Annotated in this window: 15 protein-coding genes and 1 tRNA gene; 14 read left to right on the forward strand and 2 right to left on the reverse strand. The window is 33.9% G+C overall.

The features are described from left to right. Positions 1–3: 3 nt before the first annotated feature. Both IPO86_08410 and IPO86_08415 read left to right on the forward strand, forming a co-directional pair. The gene (locus tag IPO86_08410) at positions 4–1,191 is read left to right on the forward strand and encodes a glycosyltransferase family 2 protein (protein ID MBK9728123.1); all 1,188 of its coding nucleotides are present in this window, start codon (positions 4–6) and stop codon (positions 1,189–1,191) included. 87 nt (positions 1,192–1,278) lie between these two features. Beyond that, on the forward strand, positions 1,279–2,250 hold the full coding sequence (locus IPO86_08415; protein ID MBK9728124.1) for a chorismate synthase: 972 nt from the start codon (positions 1,279–1,281) through the stop codon (positions 2,248–2,250). Positions 2,251–2,497: 247 nt separating this feature from the next. Here the strand turns inward: IPO86_08415 and IPO86_08420 are convergent, their stop codons facing one another. Beyond that, positions 2,498–3,091 (reverse strand): histone H1-like repetitive region-containing protein, encoded by a 594-nt coding sequence (locus IPO86_08420; GenBank protein ID MBK9728125.1) that lies wholly within the window; start codon positions 3,089–3,091, stop codon positions 2,498–2,500. Positions 3,092–3,375: 284 nt separating this feature from the next. Then, positions 3,376–5,457, reverse strand: coding sequence for a hypothetical protein (locus IPO86_08425; protein MBK9728126.1), 2,082 nt, complete (start codon positions 5,455–5,457; stop codon positions 3,376–3,378). Positions 5,458–5,588: 131 nt separating this feature from the next. Between IPO86_08425 and IPO86_08430 the strand changes: the two genes are divergently transcribed. The 12 genes from IPO86_08430 (at position 5,589) to IPO86_08485 (ending at position 23,326) form a co-directional block, all read left to right on the forward strand. After that, positions 5,589–5,660 (forward strand) — tRNA-Arg (locus tag IPO86_08430). Positions 5,661–6,059: 399 nt separating this feature from the next. Continuing rightward, positions 6,060–6,923: a response regulator transcription factor gene (locus IPO86_08435; protein ID MBK9728127.1), complete on the forward strand. Its 864-nt coding sequence runs from the start codon at positions 6,060–6,062 to the stop codon at positions 6,921–6,923. Between the two features lie 229 nt (positions 6,924–7,152). Further along, on the forward strand, positions 7,153–7,665 hold the full coding sequence (locus IPO86_08440; GenBank protein MBK9728128.1) for an outer membrane beta-barrel protein: 513 nt from the start codon (positions 7,153–7,155) through the stop codon (positions 7,663–7,665). A gap of 60 nt (positions 7,666–7,725) precedes the next feature. Beyond that, complete coding sequence (locus IPO86_08445; GenBank protein MBK9728129.1) at positions 7,726–8,814, forward strand: T9SS type A sorting domain-containing protein; 1,089 nt, start codon at positions 7,726–7,728, stop codon at positions 8,812–8,814. 15 nt (positions 8,815–8,829) lie between these two features. Continuing rightward, entirely contained in the window at positions 8,830–10,182 is a 1,353-nt protein-coding gene (locus IPO86_08450; GenBank protein MBK9728130.1) for a protein kinase, read from the forward strand. A 1-nt stretch (position 10,183) separates the two neighbouring features. Beyond that, positions 10,184–11,713, forward strand: coding sequence for a serine/threonine-protein kinase (locus tag IPO86_08455; protein MBK9728131.1), 1,530 nt, complete (start codon positions 10,184–10,186; stop codon positions 11,711–11,713). An 11-nt stretch (positions 11,714–11,724) separates the two neighbouring features. After that, on the forward strand, positions 11,725–13,437 hold the full coding sequence (locus IPO86_08460; protein MBK9728132.1) for an FHA domain-containing protein: 1,713 nt from the start codon (positions 11,725–11,727) through the stop codon (positions 13,435–13,437). Positions 13,438–13,498: 61 nt separating this feature from the next. Continuing rightward, positions 13,499–14,869, forward strand: a complete 1,371-nt coding sequence (locus IPO86_08465) for a serine/threonine-protein phosphatase (protein ID MBK9728133.1) — start codon at positions 13,499–13,501, stop codon at positions 14,867–14,869. Between the two features lie 139 nt (positions 14,870–15,008). Next, the gene (locus IPO86_08470) at positions 15,009–16,073 is read left to right on the forward strand and encodes a hypothetical protein (GenBank protein MBK9728134.1); all 1,065 of its coding nucleotides are present in this window, start codon (positions 15,009–15,011) and stop codon (positions 16,071–16,073) included. A 15-nt stretch (positions 16,074–16,088) separates the two neighbouring features. Beyond that, positions 16,089–19,367, forward strand: a complete 3,279-nt coding sequence (locus tag IPO86_08475) for a T9SS type A sorting domain-containing protein (protein MBK9728135.1) — start codon at positions 16,089–16,091, stop codon at positions 19,365–19,367. Between the two features lie 87 nt (positions 19,368–19,454). Next, positions 19,455–20,816, forward strand: coding sequence for a hypothetical protein (locus tag IPO86_08480; protein ID MBK9728136.1), 1,362 nt, complete (start codon positions 19,455–19,457; stop codon positions 20,814–20,816). Positions 20,817–20,827: 11 nt separating this feature from the next. After that, complete coding sequence (locus IPO86_08485) at positions 20,828–23,326, forward strand: hypothetical protein (GenBank protein MBK9728137.1); 2,499 nt, start codon at positions 20,828–20,830, stop codon at positions 23,324–23,326. Positions 23,327–23,330: the final 4 nt, after the last annotated feature.

The following is a 23,330-nucleotide window of genomic DNA, read 5'->3' on the forward strand; positions in this document are numbered from 1 at the left end:
AAAATGATTGTTATTTGTCCTTCCTATTATGAATTAGAGTTAAAGACAGCTTTAAATTCTTTATTGAATTGTGTTCCTTTAAATGGCATTGTAGAGGTATTTCCAATATTGAACTATTCTGATACCTCGGATCCAGAGATTATAAATTTTCACCAGGAACAATTTGAATATATTAAGAAGTTAGAAAAAGCTACATCAAATCAAAAAATAAAAGTGTTAGCATTGCCTCTATTTAGCTTGCCTGAAAAATTTGCTGGTGTAGGTTTAGCGCGTAAAATTGGCATGGACGAGGCTGTTCGAAGATTTGAAGATTTAGGGGTTAATGGTATTATTGTAAACTATGATGCAGATTGTTTGTGTAGCCCATTGTATTTGCAGCAAATTGAAAAGTCTTTTGGAATCCAAGCTAAAATGGATGCAGTTTCAATTGGCTTTAAACATCACTTGCATGATTTGAATCCAGCTTTAAAGCTTGCTATTCAAACATATGAACTTCATTTGCGGAGTTATATAGGTTGGCAAAAATACTTTAAGTATCCATTTGCTTTTCAAACTTTAGGATCCTGTTTTGCAGTAAAAAGTATTGCATATCAAGCACAAGGAGGTATGAACAAACGTAAAGCAGGTGAGGACTTTTATTTTTTGCATAAGTTTAGTGTATTAGAAACTTTAGGCGAACTCAACCAACCGCTTGTTTTTCCTTCTGGAAGAATATCAACACGCGTTCCATTTGGTACTGGTAAAGCAGTCCAGGAAATTATTGAACTGCCAGACAAATACCTAAGCTATAATTCTAAAGCAATCGGGTGTTTTTGTAATTTTTTCAATGTAATTATTACAAAATATTCTGATCTAAAGTTTGCTGTTCCATGGAAATCCTGGGTGCTGTCAGATTCCTTATCTGCGTTTTTAGAGCAACAAAATTTCGAAAGTGAATTACACGACTGCCTAAAGCATTGTGCCAGTGAAGCAACATTTAATAAAAGAATATCCAGATGGCTTAATCCGTTTCGATTAATGAAGTATCTGCATTTTGCACAAGACAACGAATTTGAGAATATAGAAGTTTTGGAATCTGTGAGAAATTTATTGAAGGCTAATCTTCCAAATTGTGATTTTGAAACATTGACAATGGAAGCGCTATTTGAGTATATGAATGATTTTGATTATAAATGCAAGGTATTGGCTTAGGCTAATTTTGATATGATTAAGGTAACTTCATATGCTAATTTAGCAAACGATTTAGAATTAGATTTGCAATCGTAAATAAATTTAGAGATGAATTCATTTGGAAATAATTTTAGAATTAGTATATATGGAGAATCCCATGGATCCTGTGTAGGTATATTAGTGGATGGAGTTCCACCAGGGATTTCTATTCATTTAGATGATTTTATAATTGACCTTGAAAGGAGAAAAGCAGGTAAACCTGGAATGACTACCAGAGTTGAAGAAGATACACCTATAATTAAATCAGGAATTTTTAATGGCTTTACGACAGGAGCGCCTTTGAATATTCAGTTTGCAAATAGCGATGTAAAATCCAAGGATTATGAGAAAACCAGATCGATACCACGTCCTGGACATGCGGATTTTGTAGCTTCAAAAAAGTATCTGGGATTTAATGATTATAGAGGTGGAGGACATTTTAGTGGACGGTTGACGCTTGCTTTAGTTGCAGCAGGAGTCATCGCAAAGAAAACACTTCCAGATATTCAAATCCATGCCGAATTAATTGAAGCTGGAGGTCTAATGAATATTGAAGAAGCCATTTCAAATGCTATTTTATCAAAAGACAGCATTGGAGGAATTATAGAATGTCGGGTAAAAAATTTACCAATTGGTGTTGGAGAGCCTTTTTTTAATTCATTGGAGTCCATGATAAGTCATCTTGTTTTTGCAATACCTGCAGTGAAAGGTATTGAGTTTGGAAGTGGATTTAAAGCGGTGAAAATGAAAGGTTCAGAACATAATGATTCTATTTTAGACGCAGAAGGCAAAACCGCTTCGAATTTTTCAGGTGGGATTAATGGGGGAATTAGTAATGGAAATGACATCGTATTTAGAGTTGCAATAAAGCCAACGAGCAGTATTCAAAAGAAACAAACTTCATTAAATATAAATTCAGAATCCATGGAGGAGTTTGTTATTGAAGGCAGACACGATGTATGTATTGCATTACGAGTGCCAGTTATCATAGAAGCAGCTACGGCTATTGTACTTGCAGATTTGATAAAATTTTTGAAATAAGCTAAGGGAACTCATTTTAACCTGGAATTAAATTCAAATTAGATTGTATTCCTATAATTTGAATTTATGTGGAATTGCAAATTATATAGCTGAATCGGAGTGCTTTAGAAATGAGTGACGATCACCCCTGCTTTGTTTTTGTTTTAGGGTTAAACAGAGAATAACAGCATTTAGAGGCTTTATATAAGTACAAAAAAAAACTCCGAATGTAATCAAACGGAGTTTTTTTTATGAGCGATTAAGTCTCTTAAGACATCATCATGTCGCCACCCATTGGTGCCATTGCTGGTGGAGCTGCGGTTGCAGCGCTAGCTTTTTTTCTTCCTTTGGAAGATTTTCTAGCACCTGCTTTTTTAGCTGTAGCTTTTTTAGGAGCTGCTTTTTTAGCCGTAGCTTTTTTAGCACCAGCTTTCTTTGCGGTAGCTTTTTTAGGAGCTGCTTTTTTAGCCGTAGCTTTTTTAGCACCAGCTTTCTTTGCGGTAGCTTTTTTAGGAGCCGCTTTTTTAGCTGTAGCTTTTTTAGGAGCTGCTTTTTTAGCTGTAGCTTTTTTAGGAGCCGCTTTTTTAGCTGCTGCTTTTTTAGGAGCTGCTTTTTTAGCTGTAGCTTTTTTAGGAGCTGCTTTTTTAGCTGTAGCTTTTTTAGGAGCTGCTTTTTTAGCTGTAGCTTTTTTAGGAGCCGCTTTTTTAGCTGTAGCTTTTTTAGGAGCCGCTTTTTTAGCTGCTGCTTTTTTAGGAGCTGCTTTTTTTGCAGTTGCCTTTTTAGCGCCTGCTTTTTTTGCGGTAGCTTTTTTAGGAGCTGCCTTCTTTGTGGTTTTCTTAGCAGTTGAACGTGCTTTTGCCATGTTTAGTTTTTTAACGTTAACGAATAAAAAATTTCAAATTTGTTGATTTGTGAAATGACATTACATTATCAGAAATCTTATCAAAGGTATGACATTTTTTAAATATGCAAATTATTTTTAATATTTTTTTGCAAAAAGCCTATTATTTTGATTGAATTTTATGAAATTTAATTAATTTCTTTTCTCAAATTCTCAATATCAAAGAGAATAATTAGTTGTGATTTTCAAAATCCGCACTTTATTATTAATTGGTCTTTTGAAGTTCGTGCACTTCTGGTTTTCTCTTAGAATTGATATCTGAATTGAAATTTTAATTCCGATTCATATGCTGTTTGATCCGCTATTTCAAAATTTTGATGCTCATCGAATTGAAAAAAATAGCTTGTGGCCAATTTCATTTCAAACGTACAAGCTTTTAATGGTCTGCATCGGATATTTACGTAAGCCCTTATTCCACGCCCATTGTATGCTGATAATTGGTATTGACTCAGTACATCATTTTCGAATTCATAAATTCTTGAATCATAATTTGAGATATCAAATAGGGCCAATCTTAAGTTTCCTGAAAATTTCGATTCTATAGATTTATAGAGGAGATCCTGACTGATTGCAAATCCCTGTGCAACTGAATTATTTTTGTTTACCCAATGAAATTCAATTCTCGAACGCCATATAAGTTCCATTTTGAGTCGGCTTTCAAGATGAATTCTCAATTGGCTGTTGAAATATTCGATGGGAAATTTTTCTTTTAAAAATATTTGCTCAAGATTGGATTCTTGGTTGATTTTATGTCTTATTTGAAGGTAGCTAAGCCATTTTTTACGTTCTGTGTATTGTATTTTAAAAGTAAATAAGTGACTTGTTGTAAGAAAATCATGCTGATATCTTAACCATGGATAAGCTATAAATTCAATATTTCCATGTATGAATATGCGATTTGTAGGATAGAGATTTATCGCAAAATAGATTGCTTTTTCATTTGTGCTGAGTGCATTCGTTGAAATCGTATTGCTCAATAATTGATAGAACCCAGGACTGAAGTTCCTATATGAACAGATTGCTTCAGCTTGTTTGCCCAAGCCTATAAGTAAATTTTCTATAGAAGCATAGTGGCCTGAATTGGCAATTGCGAGTTCGCCATTTATACAATAATTTTTATATATCCATTGGTGATGAAAGGAAACAGCATAAGCTTCCTTGCGCTGTGAATAATATATCTTATCTATTCTATGAGCATTGTTTAAAGAGGTATTAAACAGATTGAAAATACCATTTATTCCAAAGTTTAGATTTGGTGAATTGTAATGAATTGATAATCCACCCTGTTTTATCCTAAACGTATTCTGATCTGCAAGTTCGGATTTACTTCTGTGAAGGCCTGAGCTTTGGATTGTACTAACAATGAGTTCATGGGTTCCAGTAGCTTGATTATATTTTTCAATTTGATTTGCATCTTTGTTTACAGCAGAATAGAAGAGGATCATGTCAATTTTTTTCTGAAGACTTATTTTAGTTGCCACACCCCGAAGCATATCGGATTCTCTTACGGATTGATAGGGCTTCACTACAGATGGTGTTTTAGCAATGGAACCAAACTGATAACTCTTGCCAATACTAAATGCATTATCAATTAATAAGCCCTGACCAAGCCTTAAGGTATAGTCTCCAATAGCTATGGATTTTAAGCGCTGGGTTAAATTTTCCAGAACTAAGGATGCTGAAATAAAGTCAATGGTTTTTATGTAACGAGCATTAAACCAAGTCTCACCAGCATCTTTCTCTAAGCTGATCCCAATAGAATATCTGCCAGGAACTGCGCTTTTATATCTAAAGTAAATTTTATCAGGAGAGCCAATATATGTATTGTTTGAGCTATCAACCTGGTTATATAAGGAATCTTTATTAAAAATTCTTCCCCACCTGATAAACAAAGAATGGTTTCCTTTGGAACGGATCAATTTTAATAATGGAATTTTTTTACTTTCGATACCAATGGTTATATAGGGCAGGCTATTTCGCAATATATCCAGCGGAATTCCAGCTATTGATTGAAGTTCATAAACGGATAGTAAGGGTTTATGATCTTGTATATATTTAAAAATTTTACTGGAAAGTTGAAAATCCCAGAGTGGAAACTGAATGATTTCATCAAAGGATGCTTGATTTAAATTTAAGGGATTTTGGATATGGTCTTTCAATGTATTTTCAATATTTTGATCAATATACCTGCCAGCTGTTTCTTCATTTTCTGCTTCGTGGATTACTTTTTCAGGATCTAGTGATTCATTAATTTGAGCATGACAAGGAGTCAAGTTTGATATTAATAGTAGAAATACAAGCTGCATCATTAATGGACAGGGTATCATAATAGCTTATTTTGCTACTAATTTAGATAATGAACCTTTTTTCAAATCAGACATTTATTGAATCACCGTAATTTCTTATTGAATTGTCAATGCATATGATTCATTCGCGTGGTTGATTACCTTTGCAGCCTGGCCCTGTAGTTCAACGGATAGAATAGAAGATTCCGGTTCTTCAGGTTGAGGTTCGATTCCTCACAGGGTCACAAAACACTATACAACTACCTGCTTTTCAATATTTTAATTTTCGTTGCCACCTTTTTTGCCACCTTTTTTTGTGAACATTTATAAACAGTAATAAACCGAATCGAAGGTAATCTTTAATTCATATGTTATTCAATTTTGTCTTTACAGGCATGTGAATTCTTGTTGATCACTGCAAGTAATTCATCTATTTTGATTTAATATGTTTGATTACATCTTTATCATTAAACTGCTTCGTTAATCTTTTCCTGGTTCTTTGTTTCTCGAGTACACTTTTAAAATTAAAAATCATTATCCGATAATTAAAACCGGAATGAATTCTTATTTTTCTTTATTATATCACTATTTTATTTAGATTCGTGTCCCATTAAAGCTGGTTACCTCATCCTGTTTTCGAAGCAATGAATGAAAAATTAAAGGTGATTGTCATTGATGGACATGAAGAGTCCTGTAAATCCTTAAAGTATTTTATACAAAATCACTTTCCAAATTTAGAATATGCAGGTGAGGCTTGTTCGCTTGATTCCGCTTATAAATTAATCCAAAAAGCTTCTCCTCAAATTGCATTAATGGATTTAAATCTTGATGGAGGAACAAGCGCTGAACTTATTTCACGTCTATTAAAAGAGAATAGTCTGAACTTTGAAATCATTTTTGTCACAGACAATGATGCAGATTCCCTTTCCAATTTGATCAATTTTACTGCTCTTGATTATATTAAAAAACCTATTGAAAACGATGAAGCTAAGAATAAACTTCAGAATGCTTTAACCAAAGCAAGCCTTAATGTTGACAAAAGAATTTTTAAAGAGCAAATCCGGATATTTGTTGATCTTGTATCAAAAACCACCACTAACACCAACAAGAGAATTGCTTTGCACCTCTTGCGTGGCTTCATCCAGTTTGTAAATATCAATGACATTGTATTATTAAAAACAGATGACAACATTACCCGGGTCTCCCTCAATGATGGCAGGGTTTTAAATTCAATCAATAATCTTTTATTCTATTCTAAGCTTTTAACACCTGAAATGGGTTTTATCAGAATTAGCCAAAGCACTCTGGTTAATAACGTTTATATAGACAAATTCAACCCGTCTGAAAAAAGGATAATCCTGACAAATGGAGAATCCCAAGATTGTTCAAGAAGGGGAGCCAAGATGTTTAAAGACTACCTGGATATACAAGGAAGTCAAGCTGGAATCCAATCTGAAGGAGGGTTACAAACGATGTTGGATAAGTTTACAAGCTTTTTCAAGTCCTAATACACACCCGTTTTTTCTGGTTTTCTTGCATTTTGACCGGATTTATCTAAAAAATGACCGAATTCTATAACTGCCTTTTAAAGAATAACTGCCTTTATACTTTTGCTCTCGTTCTTTTGAAATATCAAATTGAAAAGAACAATGGGATTTCTAGAAACCATTTACAAAAGAAGTAAAGCGAAATTGTCGAAAGTGTAAGAGTAGACCTCATTTTCAAAATTGCAAACAAATGAAAAAATCACATTTAGTTTCTATTGCTATTTTAGCAATCATTATTATTGCGCCAACTTTAAACGCTCAACGTGTCAATAGAACCTTTGGGGCCGGATTACAGACTACACCTTTTACCTATGGACTTAGTGCAAAATATGGCGTTTCTGATAATATCGCTCTGCAAGGAATTATTGCACCATTTAGCGTAAGTGTATTCAATGCTTCTGTATCCCTGAATTATTATGGTGGCAGATTCATATATCGATTTCCAGGCGAAATAAATAGTGGCGTCGTTTTAGACCCCTATTTATTTATTGGTCTCGGAGTAATGGTTCTAAGTAGTAATTTTATTGAAGCTTCATCAGTAACTGTTATAAAATCATACATGGTTGGGGCTGGACTAGAATTAATTTTAGCAAAGAAAATTGGACTATCTTTAGATGTTAGTTATGGTAAACAAGATATTTTGGGATTAATTGCTGTAAATTCAACTGCAATCGGAGGTGGGGTGCATTATTATTTTAATTAATTCTTTTTAATTCCATTTGTATTTAATCACCTCATTTTATTAACTCTAACTAACTTTAATATGAAAAGTAAATTGATTTTTAGTTTTATCTCATTAATGAATGTTACTTTATGTTTTGGCCAACCAATTCCTTTGAATAAAAATCAAACTTTAATATGTAAAGAAACTGCCACATGGTGCGGCCCATGTGGATCCTGGGGATGGGACTTGCAGGAACTTCTTGAAGCTGATAATAAAGATAAAGCTTTGGTTATTGCTTTACATGTTTGGAACTCGGATCTTGATAATGCTATAACAACTGCTTGGGAACAAAATTTTACAGCAACAAATGGAATCCCTTGCTGGTATGCTTCGGGTATAGATAAAACGGAATGGGCTAAGAATTCTGGTGGTGTCTCACCGTATGCAATTCGAAAAGCCATTAATGATGAAGTAAATAAGTTCAATAGTGCACAGGTTAAAGCGAATTCATCTTTTAAGTATACTTTTAAAAATGATTCATTATATACTTCTTGCACTTCAAAATTTTTCCAGAATTTGACAGGTGAATATTATCTTGGTGTTTACCTATTAGAAGACAGTGTACTGAATAAACAAAATACGGATAATGGAATTGTCCAGAAATATCATTTAAATGTTTTAAGGGCCTCCATAGACAATTCACCTTTTGGAACTCTTTTAGCCAAAGGATCTATTGCTAGTGGAAAACAATATTCAACAAATTTCAATTCATATTATTTAGACCCAAAGAAGGTGAATTTCAAAAAAGCTTTCATTGCAACTATAATCTGGAAAAAAGAAAATGGGAAATATTATTTGATTAATACTAATAAAACAAATGAATATATTCAGAAAAGTATTAACACAGCAGTAATCAATGAAAATAAAGAATTGCAAATTAAAATTTATCCCAGTCCAATAATATCTGCTGGTCTGCTATTAATAAAGTCACCTAATAAATATGATCATGCTGAAATCGGAATTTATGATATAAATGGAAATTTACTCAAGCATCAATACGTAGATATTCAACCAGAGCTTAATTCTATTGAGCTTGAAACTTGCAATTTAGAAAGTGGAAGCTATTTTATAAAAATTAAAACAGGGAATTCCTTCATATCAGAAAGATTCATAAAATTAAATAAATAAGCTTTACATAGAGAGATGAATTCTAATCAAAATAAAACTTTCTTCGAAACCAAGGGTGGAATTCCTGAGAACTTTAAATTTAATCAATTCGATAAATTATATCTGAAGTCAGGGCCTTACATCTGTAAACAGAGTCTTGGAGAGGGCGGTTTTGGCCAAGTTTACCAAATTGAAAATGAAAATGACCACAACGAGTTTGCTATGAAAATCCTGGACCTAGCAGCTAAAGATCCAAGAGAGTTTGATAATTACAAAAGAAGATTTTTCCAGGGTTTTGATATCGGTACTCTTAAATCCGGAAACCTCGTAACCAATTATTATTCCGGTGAGATTCAGGGCAATCCTTATATATTAATGGAGTATTGTGATCAAGGGAATTTGCGCTCCAGGATTGGAAAAGATTTTTCAAGAGATGAAATTGATAACCTAGGCAGGGCCATCTTGTCCGGCCTTATAACCTTACACAAAAATGGAATTGTTCACCGGGATCTTAAACCGGAAAATATTCTTTTTGATCATAACAATGACCCCAAATTGTCAGACTACGATATCTCTATCATGATTAATCAAAGACAGACATTAACTAATTGGCTGGGTCATTTAAAGCAAGTGTGGGGAACTTTGCCATACGCTCCACCTGAGCAATTGGATCCTTCAAAAGGATTTAAAGCCTTAACCTTTGCTTCAGATATATTTAGTTTTGGTGTTACGATGTACGAAACAGTAACAAAGGGTTGTCTTCCTTATGGATCTTATGAGGAAGTAAAAAACAATCCTGAAAAATATTATGACCGAATTAGTAAAGGCGAATTTATTCCGGTCGACAAGTATAATAGAAACATCTATCCTTACTGGATTCACATCATTCAAAAATGCATTTCATCAAACTCTTCAGACAGATACTCCAATGCCATGGAAGTATTTGATGATCTTCCACTAGAAGAAAGTAATGTCATTATTACGGAGGACCATCCCGTCATTGAAGGCGTCTGGAATTTTGTTATTCTGAATGGTTCGGAAAGAGGTAAGGTTTATAATTTAAATGAATTGTTGAATGCTAAAATGACCAACCAGTTGACCATAGGATATGCAGAAAACAGAAATAACAGAACCAATGATATCAATGTAAATGAATATTATACCAGATACATCTCGAGAAAACAGGCTACCTTGATATTCGAACAAGGAGTCTGGAGTATTCGGGATGGCCAATGGGACGATAGCAGTCCTGTACCTTACTGGAAACCTTCGAAAAACGGCACCTATGTTAATTCTTTTGAACTGGACCCTAATGATGTAATCTTTTTAAAAGATGGAGATATTATACAAATCGGAGATGATACTTCCATTCAATTACAATTAAAATAGTATGATTCAGGAAGGACAAATCATTGACGGTTATAAAATCATAAAATTCCTTGGAAGCGGCAGCTTCTCTCAGGTATGGATGGCCAATTTTGATGATGGAACTGACTGGGCATTGAAAGTATTTGATAAATCTATACAGGAAGATTTTAAATTGATGGTTGAGAAAGAATACGATGAGATTGTGAATCTCAAACATGCAAACATTGTCTCCCCAAAAAAATACGGATACTACACAGAGGGCCCTTACCTGATATATCCTTTGTGTGATGGAAGTTTAAGTTATCTGATTACAAATCGCATTGCAGAGAAAAAGAAAAACAGAGAATCCATTGAAAATATATTTTCAGAAAAGGAATTGGCCAATATTCTTTTAGACCTCAGTAAAGCGTTGATCTTCTTAAAAGAACATAAAATCATTCACCAGGATATTAAACCAGCCAATATTCTTTACAAGAACGATGAACAAGAAGGTTCCAAGTATTTCCTTAGTGATTTTGGAACCAGTTTTTTTATCAATAAAACCATTTCGAAAAGCGATATTTACAAAGATCAGACAAAAGACAGGTACACCACGTATGGACTGTCTCTTGGTTATGCGGCTCCTGAAGTATATAAAAATAATCCAATATATTACAGTGATATTTTTTCTTTAGGTGTAACAGCTTATGAAATGGCATGTGGCGATCTTCCTTCCAAATCTCAGAACCTGGGTCTTGGATATGCACTCTTGCATGAAAGTGTAGTTCCTGATTTACCGGGAAATTATTCAAGCGGTTTTAAATCATTCATTAAAAGTATGATGAACCGTTTTCCAGAAAACAGACCGGATGCAAATGAAATTTTTAGAGTTACCAGTCATTATATGCAAACCGGAATCTGGCAAGTTGAACGCGAAGTAAGGACCCGCGGTGAAACCGGCTTTCTTACTAAAGGTGAACGGATTTCATCCAGAGGATATAATCTTCCTAAATCACCCAAAACCAGAAAATCAAATATTATTGGAATATTTGCTAAAAAGTATAAGAACCCATTTTTAATTTTCCTTGCAGCAATCCTTGTTGTACTTATTTTATTTTTCATGTTTTTTAAGGATGGCACTGCACAACAAATGGAAGTTATTCTGCATGACGCAAAAATTAGTGGACATTACGCTGAAGCAATTGCTCAATTGCAACAACTATCAACTGATAACCTCGAAGTGTCAGACAAAATAGTCCGACTACAAGAAGTTATTCGTAAATATGAAAGAATAGATCCTTTTGTAGATGATGTTGCTGTAGTTTCAACTAAAAATGCTAAAGGAACTTTAAATAGCGATTTTCAGGAAATCATTCCTGCCATATATACGGCCATAAATATTTCACATGACATTGTTTTTGTGCAATCAAAAGACAATTTATGGGGAGCATTTGACAAAGATGGTAAGTCCTTATTAAAATGCGAATTTATCAAAATTGAATTTAGTCCTGATTTTAGTCAATTGATTGCATTTGATAAAAATCAAAATAAAATAGTCAAAGTCATTCATTGAAACTTAAAGATATGTCAACAAATACAACCACTTTAAATCCCCATAAACAAGGCTTGGCAAAAACCATTGGCCAAGGGATCAGTACCATTGGAGGTAGCAGTTCTGTTTTCTATACACTCTTTTACTTGGATGGTACAGTAAGCAAGCAAGCAGGAGATCATGATACAGTAGTAGTGAGCGAGATTTTTCTTGGTAGAGATCGAGATTGTTTGGTCCGTTATGGAGATACCAGGCCAACAGTTTCAAGAAAACATGCTGTCCTTAGATGGGAGAATGGCGTGGTTGTTTTGCATCACTTGAGTAAAACCAACTCCACTTATGTAAACGACCAGGAAGTATTTGGCCAAAGGCCATTGCAGAATGGGGATGTTATTAAATTATCGAGTGACGGTCCCAGAATGCGCTTTAATGTAGCCGAGCCAGGTCAGGGAGTCAGAGGCATGCGAATGACAGAACGATTATCCTTGTTTGCCAAGCAAGGTTTAAGACCGTATAGAAATGCAATCGTTATACTTTCTGCACTCCTATTAATAGCAGCTTCTTTCGCAACATATTATGCTGTCAAAACAAATGATCAAATCGAAGTGCTAAAAGTCAAGCAGAAGGAAATTGATGTATTATCAAATAAAATGACAGATTCTGAAAAAGAGCTTAATAAATTAGAATCACAAAATAGTGATGATGCCAATAGAATCAATGACCTTAAGTCTCAAATTAATCGGTATAAAACCAATATTGATGTGTTGAGAAATGATGTGAGAAATCTTGATAATAAAACGACCAACTTAAATCATGAACTAATCACAAATTCCAACAATACAACCACACAACCAGAAGTCAATACAACTCAAGTCTTATCTGAGAATCCTAAATCTTCCTACGACAATGCTTTAGAAGAGCTTGAAAAAGATATTTATTATGTGTATGTGGAAAGAATTGAAATCATTAATTCCAAAGGCGAGTTAGCTGAGGTAAAATTAAATGCTGAATGGGAATTTTGGGGGGCTACAGGATTCATGACAAAAGATGGTGATTTTATAACAGCCCGACACGTTATCGAACCCTGGAAATATTTTAATCCGGAGTTAAAAGAATTAAGTACTTCGATGTTTGGACCTTGCTCACTAATCCATCTGCTTAGTATTTGTGAATTTAATAATATCAATTTCACTGTTTACTATAAAGCGCTGTCAAAAAATGGAAATAGCTTTACATTCACCAATAAAGAATGCAATAGCGATCCAAGTAAAGATTATATCTCCAAAACAGATGAAGCTCTCGACAAATGCTCAAAAACATTGGCAGACTTGGCGAAGAGTATTTTTAAATCCAATTTAAAGAAATACAATGATTTTAAATCTTCGAAGCGTGGCTACACTGATTGGACTGCAATGCGAATGCATAATATCAAATCAAATCTTGAAATGTCAAGAGATATTATTCCGATTAAAGGAGAAACGCTTTTTACTTTAGGATATCCATTGTTATCTTCTATCCAGGAAAATTTTGATAAAAGCAAACTGGAGCCTGCACTAGGTACCATGGTCGTTAGTCAGGGTGGAGCAAAAAATAATGTCACCAATGTTTCAAACCATTCCTTCACTCCAGGTAATTCTGGAGGGCCGGTATTTGTTAAAAGGAATGGAAAATATATCTGTGTAGGTTTAGTTTCAGCTGCAAGCAATGGAATAGGTTTTGTTGTGCCTTGTGCTAACGTTAGATAATTTCAATAGCTAAAATTTATTTCCTAATTAAATAGAAATATTTTCCCCAATAAAATTCTATATGTACAAATTGTTATCCATAAAATATAGTGCTGCAACACACGGAGGAATGCACAGGGATAACAATGAAGATAATTTAGCTATATTAAAAGTCAGTGAAAACAACTTTGAATTTTCTGATAAATTAAATTTAAATGAAGCAGAAGTAAATGATTTTAATGTTGATCCTGAAAGATTATTTTATTGCACAGTTGCAGATGGAATCGGTGGAGCGAATGCAGGCGAGTTAGCATCAGAAATTGCCATAAAAATATTTCAGGATTCTATTTCGGAAAATAAAAAGGCAAGCATATCTAACAACGATATGGGTAATTTTTTAAGAAATACCATCTTGCTAGCTCATGATAAAATTTGCGAAGTATCACGAGACGATCCTTCAAAAACAGGTATGGGGACTACCATCGTTGTTGCTTCAATAAATCTAAATGGTCTTTGTGTGGCATGGAGCGGTGATAGTAGAGCTTATCTATGGAGTCCAAAACCATTGAAAAATAGGGATCAACGTTTGGGTCTCAATCAAATGGAGTTACTCACCAGCGATCATAGTCTCGTTTGGGAGCAAGTGGAGTCCGGTGATATCTCACCCGAAGAAGCCAGAGTTCATCATTTGAGCCATATTATTAATCAAAATTTAGGGTCAATTGACACTAAGCCAAGACCCGATATTGTTTTCAGGAAGCTCAATAAAGGAGAACGGATTTTGTTATGTTCAGATGGTTTAAATTCGATGCTTACAGAAGCTCAAATTGAAAAAACACTTTCTTTGCATCTACCCTTATCAGAAATAGTGAATCAATTTATTTTTCAGGCAAATGATGCAGGTGGTTTTGACAATATAAGCATCATACTTTTGGAAGTGATGGATGTGGAAGAGGACTCTTCCAGCGCTGGAAAAAGCTCTCATGAGTTCAATACTTCAACACAGGTAATTAAAAAATCAGACTCAAATAAACTATTATTGAATTTATCCATCTTGGCAATTGCGAGCTGCATTGTTTTTCTGTTGTTTTTCATTTATAAAGAAACAAAAAATCCATCTGGTGCCTTCTTAAATAATAATTCAAAAATGGACTCAACTGGTAAGGAGAAAGAAATTATTCAAGTTGCAACAGGGCTGTCCACTAAACCTTCTCTTGACAGTACATTGGTTAGAAAAGATAGTATAGCTAAATTGGATAGCAATGTATCGGTTCAGAAAAATATAATTAATAATGTAACTAGTAAAAAGAATGTCCGGTCAGAAATAAGTACGAATCCAATTCCTTCTAAAGTTATTGATTCTATTATTGTAGATACTAACTCACAAAAAAATATTGACTTGAAACATAAGTTTCCAAAAATTTTGCCGACAAAGAAATCAAAAAATAAATGAAATGCGAAAAACGGGTATTTTGACTAAGCGCTACAGGGGTAAATTTATTGATTTAGTTTGGGCTAATAACAAAAACAGCTGTATACTTAACCAATTTCGATTTATCTTGGACAAAATTGAAAAACTTTAAACCTAGGAGATGATCTTGAAATTCAAATATATTCTGATTCTGATAGTTTTCCAATTTCTTTTGTCTTGCAATTCAGATAAAAGGGAGGATGCGATGACTGTCAAAATGGAATTCACACTGGATGACAAATCGGTTGGCGATGCTGCTTTGGTCCCCACTAATAACCCGGTCACCAATGATATCAGTCTGGTATATCAATTAACGATAGATCAGACATATCATCTTCAGGATATGAATAAAGAATTAAAAAATCTGGATGATAGAAAATGGTATGTGTTAGATGTAAACCAAGAGAGAAAACTTCTAAACTCAGGAGAAAACACAATTAGCTTTAGTCCGGATCATGCAGGATTGTATAAAATTGCTTTATGCTATATGTATAATCTTGACGAACGTTGTGCAGAACGATTTATTCATGTTCGTAATGCTGTGAAAGCTTTAACGGCGGAAGTTAAAATCCAAAAGGTGGAGGAAGAAAAAACAAAGGTCCCGGAGCCAAAAATAAGTGTTTCAAAGCCTTTACCAAAAACCACTCCATCCATTCATACAGAAAACCCCATTGAAATTAAGCCAACTAAAACGGAACCTCACATCATAGTAGTAGAGCCGACTCCAAAAGCAAATCCACCGGTTGATAAAACTCCGGTAAAGCAAGCTACCCAGAAAAGAACCCTACTGGAAGAAGGAAGAATACTTCCTTTGAATAACGAAACCTGCATCCAGGAAAATGGCAAAACGTTAGCAAGAGGAACCATGAGATTGTCAGCAGATAAGGAGATCCGCTTGAAAGGCGCATCCTTGTATGCATCCAAAGAAGGTAAAATCATTTTGACTCTAAACGGTCCAAATGGCGAACATGGAGAACTGAGCAAAAGTCTGAATGCCGGACTCAATGCCATCCGATTTTCTGAATGGCCACATTTGATTATGAAAAAAGGAGAAACATGGAGTCTTGAATTTAAAGGACAGGATGGTGTCAAACTTTTTGATTTAAATAATTGCGTAAACGCTGCCGGATCGGATTTGCGTCCAATGAATAATTTGTTTTTGTTTAATTTGACTTATTATAATTAATTACATTGTACTGTTATGAAATACATTAATTTATTGCTAATTATATTGACTATTCAATTTAAGATTTGTATTGATTGTTCTGCTTGCGATATATTGCCTAATAATAGTTCGGTTTGCGCAAATACAAACAATAGTTTTAGCAGTTCTGGTGGGTTGAATTATCAATGGAAAATAACAGGAGATGCTACAATATTAAGTCAAACAAATAATACAGTTATTGTTAAATCAGGAAATAGTGGATCATTTGAATTAAAATGTATTATTGACTTAAATGATAGTTGTACTATTATTGTTATTGTAAATCCAAATCCAACAGTGTTAGCTAATGGGAAAGCAACTATTTGTAATGGTACTTCAACAACTATATCAGCAACTGGTGCTTTAACCTATGTATGGAATCCGGGAAATCTAAACGGAGCAATTCAAAATGTCTCTCCAAGCACAACTACAAACTATACAGTTACAGGTACAGATGCAAAAGGATGTGTAAATACGGACTCAGTGTTAATTACAGTAAATCCAAATCCAACAGTGTTAGCTAATGGGAAAGCAACTATTTGTAATGGTACTTCAACAACTATATCAGCAACTGGTGCTTTAACCTATGTATGGAATCCGGGAAATCTAAACGGAGCAATTCAAAATGTCTCTCCAAGCACAACTATAAACTACACAGTTACAGGTACAGATGCAAAAGGATGTGTAAATACGGACTCAGTGTTAATTACAGTAAATCCAAATCCAACAGTGTTAGCTAATGGGAAAGCAACTATTTGTAATGGTACTTCAACAACTATATCAGCAACTGGTGCTTTAACCTATGTATGGAATCCGGGAAATCTAAACGGAGCAATTCAAAATGTCTCTCCAAGCACAACTATAAACTACACAGTTACAGGTACAGATGCAAAAGGATGTTTAAATACGGACTCAGTGTTAATTACAGTAAATCCAAATCCAACAGTGTTAGCTAATGGGAAAGCAACTATTTGTAATGGTACTTCAACAACGATATCAGCAACTGGTGCTTTAGCCTATGTATGGAATCCGGGAAATCTTAACGGAGCACTTCAAAATGTCTCTCCAAGCGCAACTATAAACTACACAGTTACAGGTACAGATGCAAAAGGATGTGTAAATACGGACTCAGTGTTAATTACAGTAAATCCAAATCCAACAGTGTTAGCTAATGGGAAAGCAACTATTTGTAATGGTACTTCAACAACGATATCAGCAACTGGTGCTTTAGCCTATGTATGGAATCCGGGAAATCTTAACGGAGCACTTCAAAATGTCTCTCCAAGCGCAACTATAATCTATACGGTAACTGGGACTGATAAAAACGGGTGCAGAAATTCGGATACAAATACGGTAAAGGTTTTAAAACTGCCAAGTTGTGATTTTATAATTATACCAGACCCAGTAAATCCAAACCAAATAACTCTTAAAATTAAATTGCAAGATACCCACGCAAATGAACCAAGTACTTCTTTGAATAATTACACATTTAAAATTGATGCAAATAATCTCCCTTCCGATACAGATTTTATGAAGACTATTCCATATAAATTTGTTTCAAAGGGATCACATACAATAATCTTAGAAGTTACTGATAGCAATGGATGTATTTGTATTTCAGAGCAATCATATTTCACAAATGATCCCGATTGTGAATCGGTTGATTTTAAACCTAAATTCATCAATTCAAATTTATTTTGTTCTACTTTAGACTCTATATATTTAGATCTTGATATAAATATTACAGATTTAAGTCAAGTTGATACCCCTAAAATAATAATTACTAATACAAATAGCTCAAATACTTGTTATAGAGATACAATTAAAAGACTATTAAAGAATAGCAATGGTAGTTTTTTTAGAATACCAATTAAACCTTTATGTGATGGGAAGAATTTATTAAGCTTCAAATTAATAGCTAAGTTTAACAAAAATGGAACGCTCAAAGAAATAATTTGTGATACAATATTAAATTATGAAATATTTGACCCAGTAACTTTAAAACCAATGTCAGATAAATTGTGCCATAATGATGATATTGTTTTTGAAAAAGATTCCGGCGACGCATTAAATATAATTAAACTTACAATAGATAACATTAATTACCCATCTATTCAATTTCCAATTCATATTCCATGGATTTCATCAAGTCTAAATAAGGATGTTAGAATGATAAAGTATGAATTAGATTCAAAAGGAATGTGTCATTCAGATTCTTCATTTAATATTTGCGGATATGGATTTCCCGAAATTACAGATAAACATTTCTGCAAGGGAAATAATGCAATTGATACAGTGCCAAAGGGTTTTAGCTGGGAATGGAGTTATGCACCTAATTTCACTGGTAAAACTGATGCTATTAGCATTAATAAGATTCTCACCAATACACCAATCACAGCAACATTGACTAATTTGGCATCAGGAGGTTTATGTACTGCAAAAAGTAACTTTACTTTTTACGTTGATTCCATACCAACTTATAAATTGGACAGTATTGGTTGTTCGCCTATTTACTATATAGATTCATTAAATCCGTTAACGGCTTTAATTGATTGGAAGGCAACATTTAATATTGATGATTCGAGAAAATATGGAACCAACCGGATTATAATTTTAGAGACTGGAAGTGGTATTTTAACATCTACAGTGACTATTGGCGGACAATGTCCTATTTCCAAATCAATTAATGTCGCTAATAAGTATAATTTTAAAGATTCAACTTCAATGGATAGTATCATTAAGCATTCAAATTGTGGCGATAAAGTATTGCTTTATTACAACAAAAGCGACACCTGTATTTCATTTAATACATCATGGGTTTCATTTAGTCTTGATGGAATTTTAGATCAATCGTTTGGGGAGGATCACAATAAAACTTATATACTAACTGATAAAGAATATTTGAAACAACATATAATATTTATGATAAGTAGAAATTGCGGTACTTCATGTAATGGCTACGTAGCATTATTAAGGAATAGTTCTGTAAACAATGATACATGTTTGCTAAAAAAACAATCAAAATTGTATTTATTTCCAAACCCTAATGATGGATATTATCGCATTCAATTCAATGATTTTAATTTTGGCAATTATAAGTATAAAATAATAGACATTCTAGGCAATGATATATACAATTCTCAAATCACCATTAATAATAATCTTCAAAATAGTTTTGAAGACATGAATTCTGAACTTCATTCAGGAATATATAAATTAATACTTGAAAATCATTCGGGTGAGAGATGGGTGAAAAATATTGTGATCATAAAATAAAATTATAATATTAATTTATTTGTAACCAACTTTTTTATGAATAGTTATACTTCACGGAAATTATCTTTTGGCTTAAAAGTCTCTATCTTGATCATTCTATTAAATAATCAGATCATTGCCCAGTCCGAAATACTGGAAATCCGTGAAGATAAAAATAGCCAAATTGCCGAAGATTGCCAAAATGTAAAACGTGATATCAAAGAGTTGATAAGTAAATTTATCATCCGCTTTCAACAGGCGAGCACTTTTATTGATCTTTCTTTACCTCCTTCTTCTGAAATGCTAGTCACACCGGAAAGCCAGGAAAAATTCACAAAAATGTTTGCTTATAGCTCACGGGTATATAATGATTTGATGGATTACCCTATAACAGTTTCGCCTCAGGATTATGCAGCTTTTGTAGCAAGGCATTATAATAAGGGAATTCCTATTGACCAGCTTTACATAACAGACGTTTATCTAAAAAGCATTAATTATAACGCGGATGCACAGATCTATGAGATCGCACTCAAAATCAACAAACTGCTTTATACTTCTATCCTCACTGAAAATAATAAAGAAAAGAAATACAAACAAGGAAGGCTTCATACCCTGGACATGCAATTAAACCTGCCTAAAACGATGGATCCAAAAGACTTGGTAATAATTAGTATTACAGGCCCTTTTATCTTAAAACCCAAACCTTTGACGAAATGGTTCAACTTAGATGCCATCGTTGGTTTAAATAAGCCTTCAATTACTACTAACAATTGGGTTCTTGACAACTCAAGTTCAAAACTGAATGCAAGCCTCGGCTTATCTGCTGGAATTGGATTTACTTATTTTAATGAACTGTTCCGTAACAAAGGTCATTATTTAGTAGTAGGTGTTCATGGCATGATGCATCAGTTTAATATTTCTTCAGATTCTATTGACAATAGTTTTTCAAATCAAATTTTGCAGAGATATAATATAAATGGAAAAAATATAGTGAGATATAGTAACTATAGCGAAGGAAATAACTTTACTATCGAAGCATTAGTAGGATTAAGTTTAAGTCTGAAAAAAAACTATCGTAGCAACTTGGGTCTTGGTGTGTATTTTAAACCATATTTTGTATTAAATGCTAGCAAAGCAAATGGCGATATAACAATACTTCAGCAAATTGGTGAAGAAAAGCCTTGGTGTGTTGACCCAATAGGAGGTTTATCAATAGGAGGCGATGTTAATTCCAATGGATTTTATTTTGTTCTTTCTCCATTTTATGAGAAGGAAGTCAATAGTAATGGAACCAATCGTTTCAGAGTAAACCTTGATATTAATTATGCATTGACTTCATGGTTTAAGAATACCACATTTAATGGGGATACAAATTCTCCTTTAGGAAATAATACAATTATCTATTCTAAGTTCCTCCCTCATTATCTGGGTTTGCGATTTGAATACATGTTTAAGATGAATAACAAATAACTATTATTTTTATGAGCATCATAAGGCAGTTTATAATTATTATCATTTTTGTTCTCCCTTTTCAATTAGTTTCAGGACAGGCGTTTAAAAAAATATTGGGTCTTCCGGAACATTTCAAAAGACCACTTGACAAATCAGGTACTGAATACGATGATTATTTAATTCAAAAAAGCAGCTATAATAAAGAGATCCCTTGGGTGGTCACATCGGACCGCGAGGACAATGTTAGTTATAATAAAGCAGCTGAAGGAAGCGGTGAAAAAGAGCATATTAAATTTCGCGATGTATTTTATGTTGTAGAAGATGTAGGTGACTGGATCCATCTGATAAATTTAGGAAGAAGTGTCATTGGCACTTTGGACATTAAACCCGGAACTGCAATTACCGATCGGGGATGGATTAAGAAAAATAAAATGCTATTGTGGCGCACCAGTTTGCGAAATCCGCAAAATGGCATACACTTGAAGTCGTTGCTTTTGTATAGTGACAAAGCTGTCGTGGATATTGCCAAAGGCGATGTAGGAAAAACCGTAAAGTTTCTGGATGGACCATCGTCAACATCTAAAATATTATCCGATAAATTACTGTACGAATTTTTCTTCGTGCTCAAAAAAGAAAACGGATATTACCTATTAGGAACTGAAGCTGATTTAAAAGGCATCGCATCTGGAGATTCCAAAATATTGGGATGGATACCCGAAACAAAACAAGCGCCCTGGAATACCCGTCTATGCCTCGAACCAAACTTTACATCTGAGGCTTTTAAAGAACGGAAGAATCGCACAAACTATAGAGTGAATTGTTATCGGCAATCTTTAAGTGCTGTAGATAATTTCAATTCCGGTAATGTTACCAATTCCGAATTGGTGTATGATCCTGTAGTTTCCGATCCCAAAGAAATTGCTAAAGACGGATTCCGGTTTAAAGGTTATAAAATGAGATTACCTGTACTGGAAGTTGCACCAGAATACTTTAGCACCGGAGTGCTAGGCAGCCTGGATGCCAGTGGTAAAAAAAGAATTGATGATAGCAAGTTGTCTGAGATCCAAAGCGCTTTTTCCAATTTCAAGAAAAAACGCTCTAACTGGAATTTCTTTTTTCTTATTGAAGCATCAGAATCCATGCGAGCTTGGAGACCTGCTTTGACTACTGCACTTGATGAGATAAAAAAGAATTTAAATGGTGAAGAAAATGTGCGTTTTGGAATTGCATTCTATAGAGATCCTAAATTAAATGGAGAAGCACCTTATTTCAATTTAAAAACCAGGACTTCAGATCTTCAGGACGTTTACAAATTCATTAACCAACAAGAATTTATTGCGGAATCGCCTGACCAACATACATCATTGAATTATGCCTTAAAGCAAGGATTATTAAAATCCGGATTTGCTGATGGAGAAACAAACATCCTGTATGTTTTTGCTAACAACCCGGACTTTAGTAGCGATGTCATGCTGAATGCAGAGTGCAATGAATGTCCTGAAAGAGTGACCGTGGATGAAATTTCCCAACTCATGGAAAACAAAGGGGTGCATTTTATATCTATACAACCTTCTTCAAATGATGCATTTTTGTCACGTGACCTGCACGATAGGATAGAAGATATTATGCTCGAAACTTCCAAACGAATTTTTGAAAGTATGAAGGTGCTTGGAAAATATCTTGAAGATTTTGTGAAATTTGATAATCCAACAGTCATAGAAACTTCAACAGAAAGGAGTATTAAAAATGGACCCTATACTTGCAGACTAATTTACCCTGAGACCAATTCAAAATCAATTACTAAACAAGGGTTAATTGCTGCCATTGTAAAGAGCTTTTCGGAAATCAATGACTATGAAAAATCAGTCGTGGATTATCTCAACAAGCTACTTCTCAGCGGGGATTCTGCATCAGATCTAAAAGAAGATATTGCCGCAGGAAAATTCGGTAATGGAATTATTGATAAGATCAATGAAATTTTAAAAAACTCTGGCTATTCTTCTTCTTCAGAAAACGTCATCAATGAAATTGTGCAACGGAAAATCAGAATATACACTCAAGTATATGTATCAAAGAAACCAGCCGGTGCTATTTATGAATCATTTTCCCCTGTCCTGTTCTTTCCACGGGAAGAATTGAAAGACTACATTAATGAATTACAGAATTTAAGCGTATTAATTAATAAACCAGATCCGGAAATGCGAAGAGAATTGAGAGATCATCTGATGGATTTATTCAGCAAATATTCTGGAACAAAAAAAGTGCCTAAAGATCTCGATTTAAATGACATCTGTAAAGCCTTAACAGGTAATGGATTTAGTTTTGAACGTAAAGACAATTTTGAAATCCGTGATCTGCTCAGTGATAATATCCAAAGCGATATGATTCGTAGTTTTATTCAGACTATTGGAGAAAGGCAGGAATACCTCGATAAAATTATCAATAATCCGAAGATCTATTCTGAATATATCTATACGACCGCAAATAATGAAAATTACTTCTGGATTCCATTTAAAGATGTATTTTAACACA

This window comes from Saprospiraceae bacterium (assembly GCA_016717265.1).
Lineage (GTDB): Bacteria > Bacteroidota > Bacteroidia > Chitinophagales > Saprospiraceae > Vicinibacter.

Coding starts and splice junctions, on each gene's coding strand:
- IPO86_08410 (MBK9728123.1), top strand. CDS start 4: ATGATTGTTATTTGTCCTTCCTATTATGAATTAGAGTTAAAGACAGCT.
- IPO86_08415 (MBK9728124.1), top strand. CDS start 1,279: ATGAATTCATTTGGAAATAATTTTAGAATTAGTATATATGGAGAATCC.
- IPO86_08420 (MBK9728125.1), bottom strand. CDS start 3,091: ATGGCAAAAGCACGTTCAACTGCTAAGAAAACCACAAAGAAGGCAGCT.
- IPO86_08425 (MBK9728126.1), bottom strand. CDS start 5,457: ATGATACCCTGTCCATTAATGATGCAGCTTGTATTTCTACTATTAATA.
- IPO86_08435 (MBK9728127.1), top strand. CDS start 6,060: ATGAATGAAAAATTAAAGGTGATTGTCATTGATGGACATGAAGAGTCC.
- IPO86_08440 (MBK9728128.1), top strand. CDS start 7,153: ATGAAAAAATCACATTTAGTTTCTATTGCTATTTTAGCAATCATTATT.
- IPO86_08445 (MBK9728129.1), top strand. CDS start 7,726: ATGAAAAGTAAATTGATTTTTAGTTTTATCTCATTAATGAATGTTACT.
- IPO86_08450 (MBK9728130.1), top strand. CDS start 8,830: ATGAATTCTAATCAAAATAAAACTTTCTTCGAAACCAAGGGTGGAATT.
- IPO86_08455 (MBK9728131.1), top strand. CDS start 10,184: ATGATTCAGGAAGGACAAATCATTGACGGTTATAAAATCATAAAATTC.
- IPO86_08460 (MBK9728132.1), top strand. CDS start 11,725: ATGTCAACAAATACAACCACTTTAAATCCCCATAAACAAGGCTTGGCA.
- IPO86_08465 (MBK9728133.1), top strand. CDS start 13,499: ATGTACAAATTGTTATCCATAAAATATAGTGCTGCAACACACGGAGGA.
- IPO86_08470 (MBK9728134.1), top strand. CDS start 15,009: ATGATCTTGAAATTCAAATATATTCTGATTCTGATAGTTTTCCAATTT.
- IPO86_08475 (MBK9728135.1), top strand. CDS start 16,089: ATGAAATACATTAATTTATTGCTAATTATATTGACTATTCAATTTAAG.
- IPO86_08485 (MBK9728137.1), top strand. CDS start 20,828: ATGAGCATCATAAGGCAGTTTATAATTATTATCATTTTTGTTCTCCCT.